This is a genomic window from Streptomyces sp. NPDC058335 (assembly GCF_042723915.1).
Taxonomy (GTDB): domain Bacteria; phylum Actinomycetota; class Actinomycetes; order Streptomycetales; family Streptomycetaceae; genus Streptomyces.
Genome location: NZ_JBHXHX010000045.1, coordinates 1 through 7,087, shown reverse-complemented (window position 1 = coordinate 7,087; position 7,087 = coordinate 1). Strand labels below are relative to the sequence as shown.

6 protein-coding genes are annotated in these 7,087 nt (G+C 67.7%); 2 read left to right on the top strand and 4 right to left on the bottom strand.

Going from position 1 to position 7,087, the window contains the following annotated elements; genetic code table 11:
• Positions 1-102: 102 nt before the first annotated feature.
• Positions 103-489 (bottom strand): hypothetical protein, encoded by a 387-nt coding sequence (locus ACFWJX_RS40590; RefSeq protein WP_383252145.1) that lies wholly within the window; start codon positions 487-489, stop codon positions 103-105.
• Between the two features lie 763 nt (positions 490-1,252).
• On the opposite strand from ACFWJX_RS40590, the gene ACFWJX_RS40585 reads away from it, so the two are divergent.
• Both ACFWJX_RS40585 and ACFWJX_RS40580 read left to right on the top strand, forming a co-directional pair.
• Positions 1,253-1,564 (top strand): LuxR C-terminal-related transcriptional regulator, encoded by a 312-nt coding sequence (locus ACFWJX_RS40585; RefSeq protein WP_383252143.1) that lies wholly within the window; start codon positions 1,253-1,255, stop codon positions 1,562-1,564.
• Positions 1,565-1,728: 164 nt separating this feature from the next.
• On the top strand, positions 1,729-2,700 hold the full coding sequence (locus ACFWJX_RS40580) for an aldo/keto reductase (protein ID WP_383252141.1): 972 nt from the start codon (positions 1,729-1,731) through the stop codon (positions 2,698-2,700).
• Between the two features lie 1,366 nt (positions 2,701-4,066).
• Here the strand turns inward: ACFWJX_RS40580 and ACFWJX_RS40575 are convergent.
• The 3 genes from ACFWJX_RS40575 to ACFWJX_RS40565 are packed head-to-tail and all read right to left on the bottom strand — an operon-like array spanning position 4,067 to position 6,766.
• Positions 4,067-4,342, bottom strand: a complete 276-nt coding sequence (locus ACFWJX_RS40575; RefSeq protein ID WP_383252139.1) for a YciI family protein — start codon at positions 4,340-4,342, stop codon at positions 4,067-4,069.
• A 1-nt stretch (position 4,343) separates the two neighbouring features.
• Positions 4,344-5,615 carry a hypothetical protein gene (locus ACFWJX_RS40570; protein WP_383252137.1) on the bottom strand — a complete coding sequence of 424 codons (1,272 nt, stop codon included), beginning with the start codon at positions 5,613-5,615 and terminating at the stop codon, positions 4,344-4,346.
• Complete coding sequence (locus ACFWJX_RS40565; RefSeq protein WP_383252134.1) at positions 5,612-6,766, bottom strand: homogentisate 1,2-dioxygenase; 1,155 nt, start codon at positions 6,764-6,766, stop codon at positions 5,612-5,614. The genes ACFWJX_RS40570 and ACFWJX_RS40565 overlap by 4 nt, the downstream gene beginning before the upstream one ends.
• Between the last annotated feature and the right edge of the window lie 321 nt (positions 6,767-7,087).

The following is a 7,087-nucleotide window of genomic DNA, read 5'->3' as shown; positions in this document are numbered from 1 at the left end:
ACCCCGACCGGCCCGCAGGGTCTCGCTCACCGTTAGCGGCGTGCAATGTGTCGAGTAGCCGATGCGGTGGCCGCCGCCGGGACGATCACCGCGTCGCATGTGTCACTGCCAGATGCGGCCGATGATCACCCAGCGGTAATTGTCGGCCGCGGGGCCCGTGAACCAGCCCACGGGCTGCGAGTTCTGAGAGGTGCTCTCGCAGTGATAGCCCGAGTACGTCAGTGTGGTGGGCGACGCCCCGGAGGAGGCCACGGTCACCTCGGGAAAGTACTGGTTCACGCTGTCCGTGGTAAATGACACGCACTGGCCGTTCACGCTGATGCTGTGAACCTGGCCTTTGGTTCCGTTGGTGACGGCCACGCAGGCGGTGCCCGCGTCGGCCTGGCACTGGGGCGGCTGACTCGCCGCCTGGGCCGGGCTGGCGGTGACGGTCAGTGCCGCGGCTGCCGCGCCGCCTGCGGCAATCATGCCAATGAGACGCTTCTTCATGATGTGCATACGCCTTTCAATTCGACATCATGGGCTGCGCGTGGGGCGTGCTGCCCCTGCGAGACACCTGGCTCAGTTGATGTATCATCTATATGATCACACCTCGGCGTCAAGCTCAAGCAGAGTGACCGGCAGGCCGCTGCACGCCGCCCAACTTCGTTGGAGCGCAACTCATTTGGGCAGGTCGGAACCCTGGCCGCGATCGTCTGAGTGGCAACGACAGGCCACACCTGGGACCAGCGTCCGCCCGTCTTCGACCCGTCCGAGGCGACGGCGCACGGGCGCTTCGCTGAGCAGATCGCCGCCCAGGCGTGGGCCAAGCTCCACGGAATGATCCGAGTTGCGCGATCTGAAGATCTTCTACGGAGCACCAGGGTGTTGATACATCATCCATGTGTGGAGATGGTAGGGGACCTCCAGCGCTCAACCGCCTGCCCCGGAGGCTCACTCCGCTCGGCAGCGGAACCTTCCGCATCCAAGGATGCAGAACCATGTCGGGCACCAAGCAGTCGACCGTCGCGATCACGGGCGCCGGCAACGGACTGGGGCGGGATACGGCCCTCAAGCTCGCCGCCAGCGTTACCGGGTCAACCGCAGTCTTGAGCGACGTCTGGCGCATCGCTAAGCGCGGCGCACCTTCGAACTCACGGTTCATGGCCCGATCGTCAATCGTCATACTCCGCTATCACGGCAACCTCCGCCAGTCACCACAGAGACCATCGAGCCGAACGGCCGGCTGTACACCCGCGGCATCGCCGCCTCCATGACCGAGACCGGTCGGTCGTCATCGTCGACCCGTGCAGGGACATGCTCGTCACCGGGAGTTCCGACATCTATCCGGCCGACATCGGGCGCGTCCTCGCCGCCGACCCGCGCCCCACACGGCTCCGGTCATCGCCCGCGAGTACGACGTCTGCGCCTCGTCGCGGCCGGACACGCCAACCCGGACATCGGCACCGAACTCAATCTCTCGGCCAGCATCGTGAGTTCCTGCCTACGAGAGATGATGCACGAGCTCGCCGCCCGCAACCGGGCCCAACTGACTGCCAAAGCCCGTACGTACGGCCTGTTGTGAGGTGTACGTCCGTGCGGAGTCCTGCGGGGGTCCGAAAGTTTCAGTGCCCGTGCGAGGTGGTGGCCGAGCATCCGCCGTCTGTACCGTTGACCAGGCAAGTCGTGGTGCCGCAAGGCCCATGGAAACCGGACCTGGCACGGGTCCTAAGAGGGGTCGGACATCGCATGCGTTTTCGGGAACTCGGCCGCACCGGGCTCACCGTGTCCGAGATCGGCTACGGGGCCTGGGGCCTGGGCCAGGGAGCCTGGGTCGGCGCCGACGACGACTCCGGTGTGCGTGCCCTGCACCGCGCCATCGATCTGGGCGTCACCTTCATCGACACCGCAAGGGGATACGACCGCAGTGAGCGTGTCGTCGGCCGCGCGCTCAGGGAGCTCCCGGACAGGGGTGACGGCGTGCACGTAGCGACGAAGGTCGGGCCGAAGGTCCCGGTCTCGCTGGCGTCGAGCGGGCTGCACCCCGACGAGGCGTTCCCCGGCTCTCACCTGCGCGACAGCCTGGAGACCAGCCTCCGCGAACTGGGCCGCGACCACGTCGATCTTCTCCAGTTGCACACCTGGGAAGACGAGTGGACCGGCCGCGGCGACTGGCTGGAAACGGTGGACGCCCTCAAACAGGAGGGCAAGATCAGGTCCTTCGGGATCTCCGTCAAGGACCACCAGCCCGAGAACGTGCTCACCGTGCTGCGTACGGGCGTTCTGGACGCGGTCCAGGTCATCTACAACGTCTTCGAGCAGGCCCCGGCAGACACCCTGCTGCCCGCCTGCGAGGAGTACGGCGTGGGTGTGATTGGGCGGGTGGTACTCGACGAGGGGGCCCTGACCGGCTCGATCCGGACGGGTGTCACCTTCCCCGAGGGAGACTGGCGCAACTGGTACTTCAGGGACGACAGGCCCACCCAGGTCGAGGAGCGCGTGGACGCGCTCCTGGCCGACCTGGGGCTCGGCATCGAGGAACTGCCCTCCACGGCGCTCCGGTTCGCGCTCGCAGGGCCGGCGGTCTCCACGGTCATCGTCGGGATGCGGTCGCTGCGGAACGTAGAACGCAACGCTGCGATCGCCGACGCACCGCCGCTGACCACCCAGGAGCTCGCCTTGCTGGCCAAGCACCGCTGGCCGAAGAACTTCTACAGCTGATCGGTTCCCGTCATGTGATTGCATCAGCCGAGGCCGTCGGCCCCGCCGATCACGGCTGACTCATCGAGCACGGCCTCGGTGACGGGGTGCGGTTTCCGGTCGACGTCGAGGACCGGGGTGGCCTCCTTGTACCAGGACTCGATGACGGCGTTGCCCCAGAAGTGGCGGCGGCGGCGGTCGTCGTGGACGCTCCATCGGTACGTCTCGTGGTGCGGGTCGCCGGTGTACTAGTCCGAGGTGTAGACCTCGACGCGGTGGCCGTCGGGGTCGCGAAGGTAGAGGTAGAAGGCGTTGGAGACGCCCTGCCGTCCCGGGCCGCGCTCGATGTGGTGCTCCTTTGCGGAGCGAGCCGAACAGGTCGGCGCAGCACTTGATGCAGCTCGTGGGTGGCGACGCCGAGATGGTGCAGGCGGGGTCCGGAGCCGCCGGTGAAGGCGACGTCGTGGACCGTCTGCCTGCGGTACATCCAGGCCGCGTACAGCTCGTGCTCGCCGCCCTCGGCCGCCTGAGAACCTCAGCACGGTGACGCAGCCCACGCCGGCGACGGACGGCCGGTCACCCGTCACAACACATGGCCCGAAGTCCACCCACACGGACCCCTGACGCGCCACCGTTTCTGGCAGCTCGGCGCCGCAGCGGTCGGCGCCGGCGCGGTGCCGCTGCGCCCCGAGCGTGCATCCGCCGACCCGACCGCACAGGACTACTTCGACCGCGCCGCCGAACTCGCCGGTGACACCCCGAACCTCACCAGCATCGTCAACGCGCTCACCGCCGGCTACACCCCACCCAGGTCCCCGCTCCCGTGCCGCTCCGGATCTTCGACAACGTCGCCGTGCTCAGCGTCGGTTTTATGTCCGCCACGGCGATCCTCACCCCGGGCGGCATCATCCTCTTCGACGCCCTCCACACACCGGAGGAGGCGGAGCAGTACAAAGATCGTGGAGACCATGCTGCGCGGCCGCATCGCCCAGGATCAGAAGGCCGCCGCCCCGGCAGCGACGACGATGGCCCACGAGCGCGCATTCGACAGGCTGTTGCTGAGCTCCGTGGCCAAGAGACGGTCACCGACTGCCGGCGCAGCGGTGACCGTCGACCGGTGGCCAGCGGACGGCGATGGCGTCCGCGGAGGCCTCCGGTTTCCCCGGCCGGTACGCCGTCGCGGGATGGCGCGTGGAGAGGGGACACACCAGGACGGCGACCTGGACTTCGGCATGATGTCGGCCGGGCAGACTATCCAGCCGGTGCACGTGATCGCTCCCGCGGGACAGATCGTCGAGCAGAGGGCCGCACAGCGGAGGACATCCTCGAGCGGATCGCGCCGTGGGACTGAGGCACTCACTCACCTGGCTGGGGAGGGGGTACGGCTTCACCGCCGGGTCGAGTCGAGCAGGACGTTCCATTCGCGCACGTCCACCGCCGCGCCGCCGGAGCGGACGATGGGGCTCTCGCCGTAGAGGTCCTGTGCTGCTTCGAGTGAGTCACCGCGCAGGATGGCCATCCCACCACGGCCGTCGCTGAACGGTCCGGACATCATGAGGGTGCCTTGCTGAAGAAGCTCGGCCAGGAACGCCTGTTGGGCCTCACTCACCTCGGGGCCCGGTGGGTCTGCGAGGAGTTCGAGCGTCACCACGAACTGCTTCATGTCATTCTCCTGATCGGGACGGGAAGTGCGGAGCGAGCCACTCGACGACGAGTCGCAGGGCCTCTTCCCGTTTCGGAAGGGGGGTGGCGAAGTGCTCGGCCTCCACGAACCGGATCGTCTTGTCCTCGGAAGGGCTGGCGTCGCGCTGTGCCTGGCTGGCGTCGGGGAAGCCGAGACTGTCCGACGTGAGGCTGATCAGGAGGAGCGGCTCGTGGATCGACTTCAGTGACTCGATGAGCGTGGCCCGGGTCGACAGCCCCGACCAGGTGCTCAGCCACGCTCGCGGTGTGACGAGCCGGCCGAATCCGCCGGGAGCGTAGTTGACCTGGTCGGGCCGGGGTCCGAGGATCGAGGCGGGTGTGCGGGTGGACTTCCAGGAGTGCAGGCTCACGTCCAGGTAGGCCGGATCGGCCTCGGTCCGGTGGACGACCATGTAGTGGCCGGCCACCGCCCGGCGGGTGATGTAGGTGCGCTCCTCCAAGGGCAGGTCCGCGAATCCGGGTTCCTGCATCTTTTGCCGGTGACGCCGCTGCTCGGCGATCAGCGCGCGGGCCCGGGCGTCCAGCCGGGCCACGCGAACCTGCTGCGCCGCCCGGTAGCGCACGAGGAACTCCGGGGAGTACTTGCTCGGTTCCGGGGGCTCACGGAACCCGTTCACAGGGTCGTACATGTCCAGCCCGGGATCCACCGCCAACGGATCCTCCTCGTCGATCACCGACGGGTCGATACCGGTCAGCATGATGGCTCCCTGGCCGGGATGCGCCGCGAGCAGCACGAGCCCGTCCGCCTTGGGCATCTCCACCGCGTTGAGGTCCAACAGATCCCCGGACGCGGTGTCCGTCAGCCTTCCCGGCGGGGCCGTGCTCGCCTGCTGCTGGTAGAACGTCAGCAGCGATCCGCCGCCGCTGTTGCCGAGCAACACGATGTTCTCGTAGCCCCGCTCGTTCTTCAGGTGGCCCAGCCCCGCCGCGAGATCGAGCAACAGCCGCTCGTGTTCGATGTCGACGTCGTTGTTCAGGCTCCGCGGAGCGTGCGCGTAGAAGGCGTACCCGGCCTCCAGGACCGCCGGAGCCGCGTAGTGCCGGGTCATGTCGCCCCGGGGATGCGACACTACGACCACCGTCCGCTCGCCGCCCCGGGCGTAGAGGACCCCGCGGGAGCCGGCGCCGTCGGCGGCGGCTAGCGGGATGACCGTCGTCTCGGTTCCCGCCGGCAGCGTCTTGTAATCGATCAGGCCGACGGCTGTGGTGCTGACCTGCTTCTGCCGCGTCACTGGGCGTCACCGCTTCCACGCCCGCCCTCGAAAAAGTGCTCGCCCTGACGCTGGGTGTCCCAGAGTTCCTGCGAGGGCGTCAGCGGGTGCAGCGTGTCCAGAAAGACGATCTCGTAGTCGATGCGGTCGCCCGGCTTGACGGTCTTGCGCAGCACTTCCTGGTAGTCGTCCGGGAAGCCGTGGTGCCGGCCCCGCGGAACCAGGGAGATGCTGGCTTTGGCGACCTCCAAACCCATGACCGTGCCGTTGTGGAGGAACGTGAACTCGTCGTAGTCCACGTTGCGGTGATACCCCGGAATGACCTCCACGTCCTCGGCCGACTCATAGGGGCGCGGGAGCAGGTTGCCCACCATGAAGTCCGGCGTCGCGAAGACGGCGTACGCGGACGGCATCAGGTGGATGCGGTCGCTCATGATCGGCCGGTAGTCCCGGATGTTCAGCTTGAAGGGGAACAGGTCGCCCTTCCAGCCCTCAACGTCGATCGGGTCGAACTCGTAGTACACCGAGGTGTGTTCGCCGCGCGACTTGATCCGCACCGGCCACTCCCCGTCCTGGTTGCGGCCGTCGCCCAGCTCGTCGAGTTGCGGGGTCGGCACGTACAGCAGGTCCGGGTCGAACGGGGCGCGGCGGCCGTGCGCCCCGATGTCGGCGAAGCCGATCTCCTCGGGCGACTCGAAGATCAGGAAGTAGTTCACGGGGCCGGCCGGGCGGATTCGGTACGTCGTGCCCTTGGGCACCAGGACGTAGTCACCGGGCTCGTAGGGGATCGGCCCGAACTCGGTGTAGAAGGTGCCGGTGCCGTCGTGCACGAAGTACAGCTCGTCCCCGTCGGCGTTGCGCACCGAGTAGGGCATGTCCGTGCTGCGCCGGCTCACCCAGACGGAGACGTCGTCGTTGTGGAACAGCCGCAGCGGCAGCCCGTCGGCGTGCTTCAGGTCGGTGGGCTCCACCACCTGCCCGTTGAAGTCATAGGGCTGCGCGTCCTGGTCGGCACGCTTCCAGGCGGTCGGCTCGTGGCGGCGGTACATGTGCGCGTCACGGCCTTCAAAGCCCTGCCGCGTGAACATGTCCTCGAACAGGCCCAGTTCGGCCCGTGTCGTCTCAGCCTGCCGCAGCACCTTGCCCCTGCTGTGGTGAATCCATGATCGCATCGGCCTGAGTTCCATCGGACGTCCCTTTCCGCTGTGTCCGTCTGCTTGCCCTCGACGATGGGCGCCGCGGATCCGGAGTGGAACGCCGGGCCGATACTCCGTACTCCGAGGGAGAGGCTGCCGAGCCTCGCCCTGCGAGTACGGAGTATCCGCCGGGCGTTCCAGCGAGGCGTACTCGGTGAAACCGTCATGGCCTACCCGCGTGCGTGACGAAAGGTGTACGGCTATGAGTTCCTACCGTGTGGGCATGCTGGTGCCCAGTTCCAATACGACGATGGAGACGGAAGTCCCCGAGGTCCTGCGGCGGGTGGCGGCGGAGAC